The following is a 16,434-nucleotide window of genomic DNA, read 5'->3' on the forward strand; positions in this document are numbered from 1 at the left end:
TCATGTGTGGAGCACCTACCCAGGGCCAGACCCTGCCTGCCGGCGTCGACGTCGAGAAGGAAACGGTCATCACCGGCCGCGTTCTCGCAGCTGACGGCCAGCCCATCGGCGGCGCATTCGTGCGTCTGCTCGACGGCTCCGGAGAGTTCACGGCCGAGGTCGTGGCATCGGGAACCGGCGATTTCCGCTTCTTCGCCGCTCCGGGCGAGTGGACCGTGCGTGCACTGTCCAGCTCGGGCAACGGCACCTCCACCGTCGCTCCCGAGGGCTCGGGCGTGCACAACGTGGACGTGACCGTCAGCAAGTAATTCCTGCTTTGTCAGGCGGCCCCGCACCCCTCCGGTGCGGGGCCTTCTGCATTCCGGCTCCCGATTTTTCCGGTCGGTCGCCGCGGTCTAAGATGTACCCGTGGTCATTTTCTTCGAGGTACTCCTCGCACTCGCATCCGTCATGATCGCTTGGTTCTCCGTGTACGTCGTGTACCGCTTGGTCACCGACGAGTCGTGAGTCAGGCTCCGGATTCAGGGTCCGACGCGACCGCTGACGATTCCGCCGCTGCAGGTGCCGTGAGGCGCGGCAGCGGGGACGAAGCTGTCGCCATCGCCGTCGAGCGCTCCAAGTCGACGGCGTCGCTCAACATTCCGACCCTGCCGGACCTTCCGTTGCCGGAGGACACCGCAAACCTGCGCCTCGGCCCGGACATCAATCCCGAACTCCTCGCGCTTCTCCCCCTCGTCGGTGTCTGGCGCGGCGAAGGTGAAGGACACGACGAGAACGGCGACTACGCCTTCGGTCAGCAGATCGTCATCTCGCACGACGGCGGCCCGTACCTCAATTGGGAGTCCCGGTCCTGGCGCCTCGACGCCGAGGGCAAGTACGTGAGCCCCGATCTGCGCGAGAGCGGTTACTGGCGCATGGGCGGCGACGGCATCCCGGGCAGCGTCAACCAGGAAGTGGTCGAACTCCTGCTCAGCCACAGCTCCGGTGTCGTCGAAATGTACTACGGGCGCGCACTCACCCAGGCGTCGTGGGAACTTGCCACCGACGTGGTGATCCGCAGCCAGTCCGGTGCACTGTACGGCGGCGCGAAGCGTCTGTACGGCATCGTCGAAGGCGGCGACCTCGCGTACGTCGAAGAGCGGATCATGTCTGACGGTGGCCTGGAACCGCGTCTCTCGGCCCGCCTGACGCGCTACATCGGCTAGCTCTGCTGTGCGCCTTTATTAACCCCCGGCGGTTAATAAAGGCGCACAGCAGATTTATCCACAGGCACCGACAAATTCCACAGGCGGGCTTCGGAGCGGCATCTTCGACCGATTCTTGTCGGTCCGCGATCTGACGGTATTCGCATGAGCTGCGACTACATCGATCCTGATCTCCGAAGACTCTTCGACTTCCAGCACGGACTCGCGACCAACAAACAACTACGCCCTTTCGGCTATTCACCGCGCCGCATCCAACATCTGGTCGAATCGGGTCAATGGACTTCCGTCCTCCACGGCGTTCAATCCAGCACCAACGGGCCGCTCAACCGAGCAATGATTCTCGAGGCCGCACTGCTGTTCGGCGGCGGAGAGACTTACCTGAGCCACCGGACTGCAGCTGAAGAGTGGGGACTCACGCACATCGAGTCCGAACTGCCGATCCACATCACGGTCCGATACGGCAGATCCTCCCGCTGTCAGAGTCCGACGGTCAGACCCGAACGCTCCCCGGCGCGCCCCGTTCCGTTGGGGTGGTCCACTGCCCATCCCGGAGTGATCGTTCATCGTTCACGCGCTCAGGCCCACATCGGCGTTGCCACTCAGCCTGCTCGTACTTCGCTGGCCGACACCGCAATTGACCTGGCGGTTGCAGAGCCGTCGGCTCGCGACGCCGCTCGTTCTCTGGTTCGCTCCGCCACGGCGTGCAAAGTGTCACGGATGGAATTGCGCACCCGAATGGAATGCCGCCGGCCGAGGCGATATGTCAAAGCACTGTCCTCGACATTGGACCTGTTGGATCGCGGTGTCCAGTCGGTACTCGAGCATCGCTACGCAATCGAGGTCGAGCGAGCACACGGTTTGCCGGAAGCACGACGGCAATCGCCGGTCCTCGTCGATGGGAGAACTCTCTACGAGGACGTCGACTACCGCAATTGCGGTGTCGCACTGATCGTTCGACTCGACGGATTTGCCTTCCACTCTTCTCGAGCGACTGCACTGCGTGATCGTCGGCGAGGAAACGCATCCGAACTGTCAGGCAACGCCACACTGGTCTTCGGTTGGGAGGAGGTGGAGGGGGCCTCGTGCCGAACTGCAGCCGAGGTCAGAGCGATCCTCGAGCGCGGTGGATGGTGGGGGCCTAATCCTTGTCCACGCTGTGCGCCTTTATTAACCGCCGGGGGTTGATAAAGGCGCACGGCACGAAGCGACCCCCGAGCCACACCCACGCTTTCGCGCGGATCCCGGTCGGACTGATCGGGGGCTCGGGGGTCGGGTGGCTGCCTGGGATTCGCCGGCCGCTCACGCGGTAAGTGAATTCCATCAGCGATTGCGGCTAGCTGGCAGCCACCTCACGCGTCCGTCTGTACTTCAATTTCAGACCACCTCCTTCCTTGTGTACAGGAGAAAGTACGCCCACTTCACGATGACGGCAACGTATTTTCCACAGAAACTTTTCCGACGCATATCACCTGGTCAGCTCCAGTACCGGCCGGAAGTTGATGGGTAACGACAACAACCGTTCGTGAAGAATCGACCAGCATTCCGTCGCGATCGAGCAACTCGCGCAGCAACTGAGCGCCGGCCTCCGCGTCCATGTGCTCGGTCGGCTCGTCGAGCAGCAGTACCTCCGCGGGCGAGACGATCGCGCGTGCCAACAGCAACCGACGACGCTCACCGCCCGAAACCGCTCGCATGCCGCCGACCAGGTAGGTGTCGAGCCCTTCAGGCAGTTCCGACAGCCAGTCGCCGAGACCAACTGCGGCAAGTGCCTTCTCCGCGTCCTCGGCGGTGAGGTCACCCCGCGCGACGCGCAGGTTCTCGAGTACCGACGTCTCGAAGAGGTGTGCGTCTTCGGCGAAGTACCCGACGTGCCGACGCAGCTCGGCCGGATCGATATCCGAAACGTCCACCGAGTCAACACGAACTGTTCCCGCGACGGGCGGCAGCAGTCCCGCCATCGTCATCAGCGCAGTGGTCTTTCCCGATCCACTCTCGCCGACGACGGCAACGCGGGCACCGCGAGGAAGATCCACGGAGAGCGGTTCGGTCACCTTTCCCCCGGGCCAACCCGCCTGCAATGCATGCACGCTGAGAATCCCGTCCTCCGGCCACGCACGATTTCCTTCAACGTGTTCGGCGTCGGCTCGATCGAGTACCGCCATGATGCGTGCCGACGCCAGCCGCGCCTTGGTCAATGCCACCGCCGCGCTGGGCAGTATCGCGGTTCCCTCGAAAGCCGACAGCGGAAGCAGTACAAGGATTCCCATGGACATCGGTGACATGTCGGTGGTTCCGTACAGCGTAATTCCGATCAGCAGGGCACCGAGGACGCTCACTCCGATTGCCAGGGGCGTGGCAGCTGCGGCAAAGGCACTCGGGATCGCCGCGCGATCGGTTGCCTCTACCACATCGTTCTCGGCAGAGACCGCCTCGCTCACCGCCTGATCCAAGCGACCCGATACCCGGAGCTCGGCGGAATGGTCGAGAGCGGTCACCGCGGACTCACTGAATCGCGCTGCGGCAGCAGAACTGTCGGCCTCGGCGAGACGAGCAGCACGAGCCGACAGCCAGGGTGCCGCGATCCCAGACACCGCCAGCGCAACAGCCAGGATGAGCGCGGCCGGAACCGAGATGAACAACAGGATTCCCACCGCAGCAAACGCGAGGACAATCGAGACCGCAATCGGGATCAGTGCTTTGACGACGACGTCGCCCAGTGCATCCACGTCGGCGCCCGTACGTGAGAGCAGGTCACCGCGTCGTAGTCCGGCTGCTGCCGCGGGATCTCCTGCGGCCAACTGCTGGTAGATCCTCGATCGCGCCGCGGTGGTTCCGCGCAACGCGACGTCGTGCGTCGTCAATCGTTCGAGATAGCGGAAGACACCACGTGAGATTCCCAATGCGCGTACGGCAACTACCGCAACACTGAGATCGAGAACGGGAGGCATCTCCCAAGCACGCGTGATCAACCATGCGGACAGCGCGGCCAAGGCGAGTGCGCTACCGAGTGTTGCCACACCCGCCGCTACCGCCGTCAGTACGCGTCGTGGCCGAAGTTCCAGTAGCCGCAGAGCACGCAGGAGCGGATCGTGAGTGTCACTTCTCATGAGCGTGTACCTCGACGATCCGGTCAGCTGCGGCAAGCACACTCGGACGGTGGCCGATCACGACCACGGTGTCGCCGCGCTCCGCCCGTGCTCTCAGAGAAGCCAACACTGTGCCTTCCGAATCGGAGTCGAGGTGAGCGGTGGGTTCGTCCAGGACAAGAACTGCGCGCTCCGAGGCAAGCACGCGTGTCAGTGCCAGCCGTTGCCGCTGCCCCAAAGACAGACCTGTACCGCCGACGCCGATCACGGTCTCGACGCCCGCAGGCAGCTCGGCCAGTACCGCGTCGAATCCCGTCGCAGCAGCGGCGCGGGTCAGTGCTTGCGCATCGACGACCCCGGTGAGATCGAGATTTTCACGAACGGTGCCAGGTAGGAGGACCGGATGCTGGGGAAGCCAGGCCAACTGACTCCACCACGCGTGCTCGTCCAGGTCTCGGACATCGACGCCGGCGACCGTCACGCGGCCACTGCTCGGTTCGATCAGTCCGAGTAGCGCGTGCACTGCCGTCGACTTGCCGCAGCCGTTGGGACCGGTGAGCACGGTGATCGCCCCTGGCAACGCCACGGCGGAAAGTCGAGACGGTGCGACTCCCCCACGAGAGGTCACGCCGAGTCCGTCGAAGGCGATGTCGGCACCGCGAGCGACCACCGTCGTGCTACCACCCTCCGGTGCGGCAGAATCCGCCTCGATAACCTCGAATGCCTTGTCGGCTGCCGCCATTCCGTCCTCGGCGGCGTGGAACTGGGTTCCCACCATCCGAAGTGGCAGGTACACCTCGGGGGCGAGGATCAACGCGACTATCCCCGGCTCGAGTGACATGTCGCCGTACACCAGTCGCAAGCCGATACTCACAGCCACCAATGCGACGCAGAGCGTTGCGAGCAGTTCCAGCACCATCGAGGACAGGAACGCAACGCGGAGGGCGGACATCGTCGTTCGCCGATGAGCGTCACCGAGTTCACGGACGCGCTCGGCAGGACCTTGCTGACGACCGAGCGCCCGCAGCGTCGGCAAACCGGCAAGGAGATCGAGCAGTTGCGAAGACAACGTGGTCATCGCTGCCAGCGTCTTCTCCGACTTACCCTTTGTCAGCAGGCCGATCAGAATCATGAAGATGGGGATCAGCGGCAGCGTCACGAAGATGATGACAGCAGACGTCATGTCCTGCACCGCAATGACTATCAGGGTGATGGGTGTCAGCGTCACCGACAAGACCAGGGCCGGAAGGTATCCCGTCAGGTACGGACCAAGGCCGTCGACACCTCGGGTGACCACGGTCGCGATCTCGTCACGCCGCGGATCCAGATCGCGAGGACTCATCGCCGTCGCCGACGTCAGCACGCCGTTCTTGATCTCGGCAACGACGCGAGTCGACGCCCGGTGCGCATACCTGGTCTGCAGCCAGGTCCCCAGAACTCGGACCGCCACAGCTGCGGCGAGAACAACCAATTCGGTTGTCCACGAGGAAACATCCACAGTTCGAGTGGTGATCACTCCGGCCAGCACCCGGCCGATCATGAGCGCCGCGACGATGACCATCACGACGTTCACCATCGACAGAGCAACAGTCAGGATCAGATAGCCGCGCGCAGAAGCGGAATGTCGCCACAGCCGCGGGTCGATCGGCCCCCGGCGACGCTCCCGAGTGGTGGGAGCGTCGCCTACTTCGATTGTCACGTGAATTCGACCGTCAGTTCTTTCGTGTTTCGAATGTGTCGTGATTCAGGGTTCGTGACTACCACGTCTTCTCCTTGAATCGCAGACCGATCGACGCCGGAATCTGCTTGGAGGAGATGCGCTGTCGGAACACCCAGTACGTCCAGCCCTGGTAGATGATCACCACCGGCGTCATGAATGCCGCGGCCCACGTCATCACCTTGAGCGTGTACGGACTCGACGACGCGTTCTCGATGGTCAGGCTGTACGCCGGATCCAGCGTCGACGGCATGACGTTCGGGAACAGCGAGGCGAACAGCAGCACGACGGTGGCGATGACGGCCACACAGGTGAGAACGAAGGCCCAGCCTTCGCGCTCGGCCCGCGTCAGGAAGACGACGCCGATCAGTGCCGCAGCAGCGGCAGCTACCAGAATCCACGTCCATCCCTTGCCGTAGGCGAGTTGGGTCCACAGAACGAATCCGCCGGCAACAGGAATAGCTGGAATTGCCAGTCGTGCAGCAATTTTCACGGCATCTTCACGAACCTCGTCGGCACTCTTGAGTGCCAGGAACACTGCACCGTGGAGAGCGAACACCAGCGCGGTGGTCAGACCGCCGAGCAGCGCGTACGGATTGAGCAGATCGAAGAATCCCGACTCGACCTGCTTGTCTGCGTTGATCGCCACGCCCCGAACGATGTTCGCGAAAGCCACGCCCCAGAGAACTGCCGGGACCCAGGAGCCGAAGATGATGCCCCAGTCGCAACGCTGACGCCATTTGTCGTCGTCGATCTTGCTTCGCCATTCGATGGCACAGATACGAACGATCAAGGCCACCAGGATGATCAGCAGCGGTAGATAGAACCCGGAGAACAACGTCGCGTACCACTCCGGGAATGCCGCGAACATCGCGCCACCGGCGGTGATCAGCCACACTTCGTTGCCGTCCCACACCGGGCCGATCGTGTTGAGCGCTACCCGTCGACGCGTATCGGCCGGGAGGTCACTGCCTCTGCCGACGATCGGCATGAGCATTCCGACACCGAAGTCGAACCCTTCGAGGACGAAGTAACCGATGAACAGTACTGCGACGAGCACGAACCATACTTCTTGAAGTCCCATGATCGCCTCCTAGTACGCGAACGACAGTTGTTTGGGCTTGTCCGGATCTTCCGGCTCGTCATGATCTGTATCGCCCGGCGGATGCATGTCGTGCTCCAACGGGCCTTCCTTCGCGTACCGCACGATCAGCTTGAACCAGACGACTCCCAGCGCTCCGTACAGCAGGGTGAAGGTGATCAGCGAAGCCCAGACGGTAGCCGACGCGTGGTCCGAAACACCTTGGTCGACAGTAAGTCTGATCATGTCGACGCCGGTCGGGTTGGGATGCACCACCCAGGGCTGACGGCCCATCTCGGTGAAGATCCAACCGGCGCTGTTCGCCATGAACGGAGTGGGGATCGCGACCAGGCTGAGTATTCCGAACCACTTCTGGTCCGGGACCCGCCCCTTACGAGTGACCCACAGTCCCGCGAGAGCCAGTGCTGCCGAACCGGCGGCGAGGCCGATCATGGCGCGGAAAGACCAGTACGTGACAAAGAGATTCGGTCGGTAGTTACCCGGTCCGAAGTCCTGCTCCGCCTGCTCCTGCAGTTGGTTCACGCCTTGCAGTTCGACGCCGGTGAACTTGCCCTCGGCCAACCATGGAAGAACGAACGGCACCTTCAGAACGTGCGTCACGCTGTCACAGTTGTTGTGAGTGCCGATAGTGAGGATCGAGAAGTCCGGATCCATCTCGGTGTCGCACAGCGATTCCGCCGACGCCATCTTCATGGGTTGCTGCTGGAACATGAGCTTGCCTTGGACGTCACCGGTATAGATGATGCCGATTCCGGCCACGATCATGACGAGCAACGCGAATCGTGTTGCCGGGCGGTACATCGTCCGTGCGTCGGCTTCGAGGCGCTCGGCTTCGGCGGCCTCAGCCTGCTTGGCGCGGCGCATGTTCCGCACCATCCACCAACCACTGATGCCGGCGACGAACGTCGCCGCTGTCAGGAAGGCGCCGGCAACCGCGTGCGGGAAGGCAGCGAGAGCGGTGTTGTTGGTCAGCAGCTCCCAGATACTGGTGAGCTCGGCACGACCCGTTTCAGGGTTGTACGTCGCACCGACCGGATGCTGCATGAACGAGTTGGCCGCGATGATGAAGAATGCCGACGCGTTGACGCCGATCGCCACGAGCCAAATGCACGCCAGGTGTACAAGTTTGGGCAGCCTGCCCCAACCGAAGATCCAGAGTCCGATGAAGACGGACTCCATGAAGAAGGCGACAAGGCCTTCCAATGCGAGCGGAGCTCCGAAGACGTCACCGACGAATCGCGAGTACTCGCTCCAGTTCATGCCGAACTGGAACTCCTGCACGATGCCGGTGGCTACACCGAGTGCGAAGTTGATGAGGAAAAGCTTGCCGAAGAACTTGGTGAGCCGATACCAGTGGTCCTTTTTGGTGACCACCCACATCGTCTGCATGATCGCGATCATCGGCGCAAGTCCGATGGTCAGCGGAACAAGGATGAAGTGGTAGACGGTAGTGATACCGAACTGCCACCTGGAGACGTCCAAAGTATCCATTGGCTACTCCGAGAGTAGGGCCCTGGGACAGGCTTCGGGGTTCGAGACGCGGGCAGTCGCTCGGCCCCTGCGGACACGGTACTGCTGTCCGGTTTGGACCGCAGGACTTTGCTACTACCAAATGTAGTAGAGACCTGTCGCGATTCCTATTCGCCTATCGCCCTGCTGAATCCGAATCAATTGCACGTTCAACCAATTCCGCGAATTCCCCGGAGACCTTCGGCTCTGGCAATGTGAGCCCGTCGAGTGTATGGACGCGTGCGGCCAGCGTGACGCTCGAAACCATCCACACTCCGTCGGCCGCAATCAAATCCGCAGGTCGGAGGGTTTCGTATCGGCAATCGAAGCGAGCACTGCCGGCAACGTCGAACAGGGCGCGCTGCGTAGTGCCCATCAAAATGCCCTGTGCGGGAGGCGGTGTGATCAAAGTCCTGTCCCGAACGATCACCACCGTCGAGCGTGGCCCCTCCAACACATTGCCCTCGGAACTGACGAAGATCACATCGTCAGCACCCAAATTCGCCGCATATCGAAGCGCTGCCATGTTGGTTGCGTACGACAACGTCTTCGCGCCCAGTAGCTGCCAGGGTGCCCGGGCAGAGAGATCGACAGAGAAACCTCGCTCGAGAGTCATCACCGACAACCCCGATTCGCGGACCTGTCTGACCCGATCGGCCACCGGACCGACCATCACGAAGGCTGTCGGCTTGTCACCGCTCTCACGGCCGCGGGTCAGAACAAGACGAAGAGCGCCTTCCTTCTCGGTCCCCCACTCCTCGGCAGCCATCTCGATCGCCAGACGCCAATCATCGAGAACGGGAGCGGGCAGACCGAGTGCCCGCGCGCTCAGAACCAGTCGACTCAGGTGTCCCTCGACCACCCGGGCGCGGCCGTCGCGTACCAACAGCGTCTCGAAGACTCCGTCGCCGCGCACCACCGCCAGGTCGTCGGCGTGCAGAAACGGTGCGTCAGCATCGAGCACCTCATGGTCGAGAGTCACCAATACGCGATCAGGCATGCCATCAACCCTAACGATCCGCCAAGCCGCCGGGGCCGCCCTGTAACCGCGATCCCGCCCACACTCCTAGACTGGTCTCGTGGTCGACAACGCTCTTGTGCCCAACAGCCCACTTCTGACTTCCCCCGGCGCGGTCACCGCACCGGACGGTTCGGCCGACATCGGTGTCGCGTGGCACTACGGCGATCCTCTCGGCGAACAGCGAACCGCGCAGCGCGCAGCAGTGGTGGTCGACCGCAGTCACAGATTCGTGATCGCCATTCCCGGCGACGAACGCCTCACGTGGCTGCACACGATTTCGAGCCAGCACATCGCCGCGCTCCCCGACGGCAAGAGTGCCGAGAACTTGAGCCTGGACGTCAACGGACGCGTCGAGCACCACTTCGTGCAGACGGACCTGGCAGGTGTCACCTGGATCGACACCGAGGCGAACCGCGGACCCGACCTTCTCTCCTTCTTGAAGAAGATGGTGTTCTGGTCCAAGGCCGAACCTCGTGACGGCAACGAACTCGCGGTCCTGAGCCTGATCGGACCCGAAGCGTCAACTGTCCTCGCCGCACTCGAGGTTCAGACACCCACCGAGGCCTACGACGCTCACGCCTTGGCCGACGGCGGATTTGTCCGCCGCATGCCGTGGCCTACCGAGAACTCTTTCGATCTTCTCGTCCCACGTGAGCAACTGGCAGCGTGGTGGACCAGGCTGACCGATGCCGGCGCCAAGCCCGCCGGCAGTTGGGCCTTCGAGGCACTGCGCGTCGAAGCGACGAGGCCTCGCCTCGGACTGGACACCGACGAACGGACCATCCCGCACGAGGTCCACTGGATCGGTGGGCCGGCCGAGCACGGCGCCGTCCACCTCGACAAGGGGTGCTACCGCGGTCAGGAAACCGTTGCCCGGGTTCACAATCTCGGCAAGCCCCCGCGCCATCTCGTCATGTTGCACCTCGACGGCAGCGCCGAAGCCGTCCCGGAACCGGGTGACCCGATCACGGCGGGCGGACGGGCCGTCGGACGCGTCGGGACCGTCGTCAATCATCACGAGCTCGGCCCCATCGCACTCGCTCTGATCAAGCGGAACATCCCGGTCGACACCGAACTGATGGCCGGCCCCAGCGCTGCGTCCATCGATCCGGATTCGATCGTCGCGGACGACGCACCCCAGGCCGGACGTGAGGCTGTCAACCGATTGCGCGGAAAGTGACGGGCATGGTCGACGCGGTCTGCGTCGTCCACACCGAACGTGACAGTGGCGTCAGGCGAGTCCCCCGTACCGCGATCGACAAGCGTCCCGTCGACGGCCGCGTCGCGGTAGGACGACTCGGTCTGGGTGGCGACTACGTCTGCGACACCGAGTTCCACGGCGGTGCCTTCCAAGCTGTCTACGCGTATCAGCGCGACGAAGCGCAGCGTTGGTCGGACGAATTGGGCCGACCTCTCGGCCCCGGATGGTTCGGCGAGAATCTTCACATCAGCGGGATGCTCGTCACGGACGCCGTGATCGGCGAGCGTTGGCACATCACCGGAGCCGAGGCGTCGGACGTTCTCGAACTCGAGGTGACCGCGCCCCGCGTCCCGTGCGGCACCTTCGGCATCTGGGCCGCGGAAAAGGGCTGGGTCAAAAGATTCACCGAGCGGACCGACGTCGGCGCCTACCTTCGCGTCAACCGGACCGGCACGATCGCCGCGGGCGATTCGGTCACCCGAGTCCACGTACCGGATCACGGAGTGACTGTTCGAGAGGTCTTCGCCGGAACGGATCCTGAGCGGCTTCGACGGCTCCTCGCAGAACACACCGACCTTGCACCGAACGTCACCGCGCGCGTCCAGAGGTTCATCGAACAAGCAGAAGCGCAGGTGCACTCGTGAGTATCGAATTGGTGGAAGTGGTCCGCTCCGGATTCCGCGAATGCGTGCATCGCGGATCGGCCGTCATTCTCGGCGCCGACGGCGAGGTCGTTGTCGGACTCGGGGAAATTCACACACCCATCTACCCGCGCTCGGCGAACAAGCCGCTGCAAGCCGTCGCTGCGCTTCGTAACGGCTTTGCACCCACCAGTCCGGAAGAGCTGGCCGTCGCGTCGTCCTCACATGCGGGCGAGGCCGATCACATCGAACTGGTCGCAGCGCTTCTCGCTCGCTACCAACTCGGTGTCGACCAGTTGCAGTGCCCCTCCGATCTGCCGGGCAACGAACTGGCCCGAGCCGAACTGATCGCAGCGGGCGAGCTTCCCAGCCCGATCTACATGACCTGCTCGGGCAAGCACTCCGCGATGCTCGCCACGTGCGTCGTGAACGACTGGCCGCTCGAGACGTACATGGAGCCGACTCATCCCCTCCAACTCGCGATCCAGGAGACGATCTTCGATCTCAGCGGCGAGGAAGAGCAGGAACTCGGCATCGACGGTTGTGGTCTCCCGATCGTGCCGCTCTCGCTCACGAACCTGGCTCGGGCATTCGGACGCCTGCCCTCGGCTGAGCCCGACTCACCCGAACGAGCTGTGGCCGACGCGGTCCGCGAGAACCCCTTCCTCGTCTCGGGCACCGGCCGCAACGATCAGCGCCTGATGTCCGCCGTGCCGGGTCTGTTCTCCAAGACCGGATACGACGGCATCTACGCCGGAGCGCTTCCCGACGGTTCCGCTTTCGCCCTCAAGATCGACGACGGTCACGAGCGGGCGCTCCTGCCCTTGGCGGCAGCTCTGCTCAAGCGGATGAACACCGAGTGGACCGAGGAGTTGGCGGCTCTCGCATCCGCTCCGGTCTTCGGCGGCGACGCCCGAGTGGGGACGATTCGCGCAATTCCCGGAAACTTCTGAGCAGTTCTCACAAAGTTCTGACGAGTTCTTTCAGCATCCTGGCAGCTCGCGGCCATAGTGAGAGCAATCAGACACGGCGGTGAGGCCTTCGTGGAAGCGGAAGCGACTTTTCCACGCTAGAGTGTGTGTCAGGAAACTTACACACTCAAACGGGGCCGCCAAATTCCCCAGGCCGCCCCGCGAAAGCGCGAGGGGGTCAGCCATGGGCCGCGGCCGGGCTAAGGCAAAGCAGACCAAGGTTGCACGCGAATTGAAATACAGCGTACCGACCACGGATTTCGACAGCCTGCAAAGAGAGCTCGCAGGTGGATCGACCAACTCGCATCGGAGCAGTGTCCGATCGGACCAGACTTCCGATAGGGAAGGGCATGCGCGAGAGGACGACTACGACGACTGGCGGCGTTGACCGCGCACTGCCACCGCGCAGACTGTGAAATGAGGAAGAGCTGATCGCTCTTCCTCATTTTTGCGTTCCATTTTCCGCCTCGCGTCTGCTTGCACGGACACACAAAACTGCCCCACCGGATCTCTCCGATGGGGCAGTTGACGTTGCGGTCTAGAAGCGCGGGTGGTCTCCGGCCAGGAACGCACGCTCTGCAGCGGCGTCCGACGCCTTCTTGACGCTACCGAGCGTCCAGCAGTCGATGTGGCGTGCGGTGAGGACGGCAAGTGCGCGGTCGACGTCCTCGGGTGCGACGACGGCGACCATGCCGACGCCCATGTTGAACGTCTGCTCCATCTCGGCGCGCTCGACGCGTCCGCGTTGCGCGATCATGGCGAAGACCGGAGCGGGGCTCCAGGTTCCGCGATCGAGTTCGGCGACCAAGCCCTTGGGCATGACGCGCGCGAGGTTGTTGGCGAGGCCGCCACCGGTGACGTGGCAGAACGTGCGCACGTCGGTCTCGGCAGCGAGTGCCAGGCAGTCCTTGGCGTAGATCTTGGTGGGCTCGAGCAGCTCCTCACCGAGCGTGCGGCCGAACTCGTCGACGTGTGCGCTCAGGTTCATGCGGTCGATCTCGAGCAGGACCTTGCGGGCCAGTGAGTAACCGTTGGAGTGCAGTCCCGAAGAACCCATCGCGATGACGACGTCGCCGGGGCGAACGCGATCCGGTCCGAGCAGCTTCTCTGCCTCCACGACGCCGACACCGGTGGCGGAGAGGTCGTAGTCACCGTCGGCCATGATGCCGGGGTGCTCGGCGGTCTCGCCGCCGAGGAGAGCGCAGCCGGCCTGGATGCAGCCCTCGGCGATTCCGCTGACCAATTCCGCGACGCGCTCGGGGATGACCCGGCCGACGGCGATGTAGTCCTGGAGGAACAGCGGCTCGGCGCCACAGACGACGAGGTCGTCGACAACCATGGCGACGAGGTCGAGTCCGACCGTGTCGTGCTTGTCCATCGCCTGCGCGACAGCGAGCTTGGTTCCGACGCCGTCGGTCGATGCGGCGAGCAACGGCTCCTTGTAGTCACCCTTGAGGGAGAACAAGCCGGCGAAACCACCGAGGCCACCCATGACCTCGGGGCGGCTGGCCTTCTTGGCCAGAGGGGCGAAGAGTTCCACCGCCCGGTCGCCTGCGGCGATATCGACTCCTGCTGCCGCGTAGGAGGCGCCTGCGGTGCGGTGACTGTCCTCGGTCATCGGGTTACTACTCCAGCCTTGTATTTCTCGCGAGCACGTATTGCTCGTGCACAGGTAAGTGGTCTTGCAATGTGAAGTGTTTGCAATCCTCGTGACGCGAGATGGATCGTTCGACTCGAGACCCAGAGCGCGCACACAAATACCGACGATTACGCCCATACGCTACCGGACCGGCCCCCTCGGTGAGACCTCGCGTACCCCGAGACGTCAGTTCTGCAGCCGCGCACCGATCGAGGCGTGCAGTGCGCGCAGACTGTTCTGCCCGAGTGCGACCGTCTCGGATTCGATGTGTTTGAGGAGGTGTCCGTCGTGGACGACCTTCTCGCTCGACTGGATCAGTACCGTCCCGGCTCCGGTGAAATCGAACTGGCGTTCTTCGCCGGTATTCGCGCCGAACATGCTTCCGCGAACCGCGCCCAGGAAGCTCTGCATCCAGTCGGCATCGAAGTGGTGGGACGGCGACGGGCAGTCGGCCCAACCCACCAACGCCTGCGGGTCGATGCGCAGCGGCGGCTCCGCGAACATGACCGGGCCATTGGACGACGCCAGGAACTTGCCTGTCCCCAGTAGCGTCAAAAAGCCTGGGACGATGGACTGTTTGAGGTCCAGGCTGGTCTCGAAGGCGAGGAGATTGGCCGCGCGAATCGTGAGGTTGCCGTCGTCGAGGTCGTAGGAATTGATGTTGAATCCGCGGTCCCCGAGGATCAACTTGCCCTGTCCCTGAGCGAGCACCCAGTCGTCCGCGTAGAGCGGTGAAGAGAACCTGGCCGCGACGATCGCCGTCATGCTCGTGCGCCCGAGCGGCTCGAAGTTGATGTTTCCGTAGTACGCGATCATCGCGCCCTTGGACGTGAACCACGGTTGTCCGGCCATCTCGACGCAGAAGGCGTAATCGTTGCCCGGGACGTTGTCGTTGGCGGGCAGAGTTGCCGGATTGTGAATTTCGATACCCATGCTCTGTGCCCTCTCAGAACTTCTGCTCGGACGCCTGGACCCAGACGGTGCCGGCGCCGGTCATCTTCAGCTGGATGGACTCCCCCGAGCCCTTGCCGACGGCCTCGCGCCAGCCGACGTTCGCGGAGATGTCGACGTTGATCTGACCGATGTGGCACACGTATGCCTGCGGGTCGACGACGACCTGAGGATTGTTCGGACCGACCTGCAACGGAATCGCGCCCCCGTGCGAGAGGACCGCGACGCTTCCCTGTCCGTGCAACTGCGTCGTGAACAGTCCTTGACCGGTCATGGCGCCGCGTACTGCTCCGCGCACGCCGCCCTGCGACGTGAGAGCGACTATCGAACTCTGGAGGTAACCGTCGTGTGCGAGGAGTCGGTCGGCTTCGACGGTGAGCATTGACGACCCGTCGAGGTGGATGACCTCGACGTACAAGCCGGCGTGCCCGTAGAAGACCTCACCGTTTCCCTCGGCCGCCATCATGCGTGCGTGTTCGCCGGACATCATGCGGCCGGCCATCCCGGCGATCCCGCCCATGTTCGGCATGGCGCCGGGCCCACCGCCCATGCTGTGCGGGATGAAGCGGACGTCACCGGTGTAGTAGAGCATCGACCCGGTGCGGGCGAGCACGTTCTGGCCCGGCGCGAGGGTCGACTTGACGACCTTGCTGTTCACCAATTCCAACGGCATGGTTCAGCGCTCCTCGGGCTGGATGTAGACGACTCCGGATCCGTCGAATCGCAGCGAGAACGCTTCACCGCTGCCACCGCCGATCGCGGAGCGCCAGGTGACGTCGGTGACGAAGCTCTGGTTCAGCTGGCCACGGTGCGCGACGAATGCGTCGGGATCGGCAACCAGCGGATACTGCGGGCTGACTTCGAGCGCGATGATCGGTCCGCCCTTCGACAGCACGGCCACCAGACCGGTGCCGCTGACGACCGTCGTGAACAAGCCCTGTCCGGAACCTGCGCCGCGGAGGCCGGCAAATTTCACGTCGGTTCGCAGTTGTCCGACCAATGCGAGCAACTGTGACGCTTCCACGTGCAGAGCGTCGTTGTTGAGCTCGATGATCGTGATGTCCTGGGCATCGACCGCGAAATAGACGGTGCCTTGACCACTGACTTCCATCAGGGACAGTGATTCACCTGCCGCCTTCTGTTTCAGCGCGGCACGCAGCCCGCCACCACCGCCCATTCCGGCGTTCTTGAAGGTGATCGCACCCTCGTACGCCACCATCGAGCCGTTGATCGCTTTGATGGTGTCCCCCACCAGGTCTGCGACCAGGACCCGGTGCCCATCCATTCTCAGTTGCGCCACGGAGGGCACTATGCCAGATGCTCACGACGTATGCCGTGTCGTGGAACAGAAAGTCGTGAACAGAAAATCTGCCGCCCACATGCTGTGGACG

Annotated in this window: 16 protein-coding genes; 7 read left to right on the forward strand and 9 right to left on the reverse strand. The window is 63.5% G+C overall.

What is annotated here, in order from left to right:
• Positions 1-2 precede the first annotated feature (2 nt).
• From KTR60_RS23015 to KTR60_RS23025, 3 genes are all read left to right on the forward strand, one after another.
• Positions 3-308: a DUF1416 domain-containing protein gene (locus tag KTR60_RS23015; RefSeq protein ID WP_003939797.1), complete on the forward strand. Its 306-nt coding sequence runs from the start codon at positions 3-5 to the stop codon at positions 306-308.
• A gap of 258 nt (positions 309-566) precedes the next feature.
• Entirely contained in the window at positions 567-1,205 is a 639-nt protein-coding gene (locus KTR60_RS23020; RefSeq protein ID WP_039973378.1) for an FABP family protein, read from the forward strand.
• A 144-nt stretch (positions 1,206-1,349) separates the two neighbouring features.
• Complete coding sequence (locus KTR60_RS23025; protein WP_064114476.1) at positions 1,350-2,390, forward strand: type IV toxin-antitoxin system AbiEi family antitoxin domain-containing protein; 1,041 nt, start codon at positions 1,350-1,352, stop codon at positions 2,388-2,390.
• A 233-nt stretch (positions 2,391-2,623) separates the two neighbouring features.
• Here KTR60_RS23025 and cydC read toward each other — a convergent pair whose 3' ends face one another.
• From cydC to KTR60_RS23050, 5 genes are all read right to left on the reverse strand, one after another.
• Positions 2,624-4,312 (reverse strand): thiol reductant ABC exporter subunit CydC, encoded by a 1,689-nt coding sequence (gene cydC, locus KTR60_RS23030; protein WP_193594976.1) that lies wholly within the window; start codon positions 4,310-4,312, stop codon positions 2,624-2,626.
• Complete coding sequence (cydD, locus tag KTR60_RS23035; RefSeq protein WP_228401285.1) at positions 4,302-5,990, reverse strand: thiol reductant ABC exporter subunit CydD; 1,689 nt, start codon at positions 5,988-5,990, stop codon at positions 4,302-4,304. The genes cydC and cydD overlap by 11 nt, the downstream gene beginning before the upstream one ends.
• Positions 5,991-6,048: 58 nt before the next feature.
• Positions 6,049-7,092 carry a cytochrome d ubiquinol oxidase subunit II gene (gene cydB / locus KTR60_RS23040; protein ID WP_003939727.1) on the reverse strand — a complete coding sequence of 348 codons (1,044 nt, stop codon included), beginning with the start codon at positions 7,090-7,092 and terminating at the stop codon, positions 6,049-6,051.
• 9 nt (positions 7,093-7,101) lie between these two features.
• Entirely contained in the window at positions 7,102-8,601 is a 1,500-nt protein-coding gene (locus KTR60_RS23045) for a cytochrome ubiquinol oxidase subunit I (RefSeq protein ID WP_007733830.1), read from the reverse strand.
• 154 nt (positions 8,602-8,755) lie between these two features.
• The gene (locus tag KTR60_RS23050; protein ID WP_007733829.1) at positions 8,756-9,619 is read right to left on the reverse strand and encodes an aminodeoxychorismate lyase; all 864 of its coding nucleotides are present in this window, start codon (positions 9,617-9,619) and stop codon (positions 8,756-8,758) included.
• Between the two features lie 79 nt (positions 9,620-9,698).
• Here KTR60_RS23050 and KTR60_RS23055 point away from each other — a divergent pair, with 79 nt between their 5' ends.
• The 4 genes from KTR60_RS23055 (at position 9,699) to KTR60_RS23070 (ending at position 12,841) form a co-directional block, all read left to right on the forward strand.
• Positions 9,699-10,820, forward strand: a complete 1,122-nt coding sequence (locus tag KTR60_RS23055) for a YgfZ/GcvT domain-containing protein (protein WP_007733828.1) — start codon at positions 9,699-9,701, stop codon at positions 10,818-10,820.
• On the forward strand, positions 10,817-11,485 hold the full coding sequence (locus KTR60_RS23060) for an MOSC domain-containing protein (RefSeq protein WP_042451408.1): 669 nt from the start codon (positions 10,817-10,819) through the stop codon (positions 11,483-11,485). Before KTR60_RS23055 ends, KTR60_RS23060 begins: the two co-directional genes overlap by 4 nt.
• Positions 11,482-12,435: an asparaginase gene (locus tag KTR60_RS23065; RefSeq protein ID WP_003940365.1), complete on the forward strand. Its 954-nt coding sequence runs from the start codon at positions 11,482-11,484 to the stop codon at positions 12,433-12,435. The genes KTR60_RS23060 and KTR60_RS23065 overlap by 4 nt, the downstream gene beginning before the upstream one ends.
• A gap of 202 nt (positions 12,436-12,637) precedes the next feature.
• Entirely contained in the window at positions 12,638-12,841 is a 204-nt protein-coding gene (locus KTR60_RS23070) for a DUF3073 domain-containing protein (protein WP_003940337.1), read from the forward strand.
• A 150-nt stretch (positions 12,842-12,991) separates the two neighbouring features.
• Here KTR60_RS23070 and purM read toward each other — a convergent pair whose 3' ends face one another.
• The 4 genes from purM to KTR60_RS23090 all read right to left on the reverse strand — a co-directional run bounded on the left by purM (position 12,992) and on the right by KTR60_RS23090 (position 16,328).
• Complete coding sequence (gene purM / locus KTR60_RS23075) at positions 12,992-14,071, reverse strand: phosphoribosylformylglycinamidine cyclo-ligase (RefSeq protein ID WP_003940225.1); 1,080 nt, start codon at positions 14,069-14,071, stop codon at positions 12,992-12,994.
• Between the two features lie 207 nt (positions 14,072-14,278).
• Positions 14,279-15,025, reverse strand: coding sequence for an AIM24 family protein (locus KTR60_RS23080; RefSeq protein ID WP_003939813.1), 747 nt, complete (start codon positions 15,023-15,025; stop codon positions 14,279-14,281).
• A gap of 13 nt (positions 15,026-15,038) precedes the next feature.
• Entirely contained in the window at positions 15,039-15,716 is a 678-nt protein-coding gene (locus KTR60_RS23085; protein ID WP_003939918.1) for an AIM24 family protein, read from the reverse strand.
• Positions 15,717-15,719: 3 nt separating this feature from the next.
• Positions 15,720-16,328: an AIM24 family protein gene (locus tag KTR60_RS23090; protein ID WP_003940441.1), complete on the reverse strand. Its 609-nt coding sequence runs from the start codon at positions 16,326-16,328 to the stop codon at positions 15,720-15,722.
• Positions 16,329-16,434: the final 106 nt, after the last annotated feature.

Source organism: Rhodococcus sp. C1 (assembly GCF_020809065.1).
GTDB lineage: Bacteria > Actinomycetota > Actinomycetes > Mycobacteriales > Mycobacteriaceae > Rhodococcus_F > Rhodococcus_F qingshengii.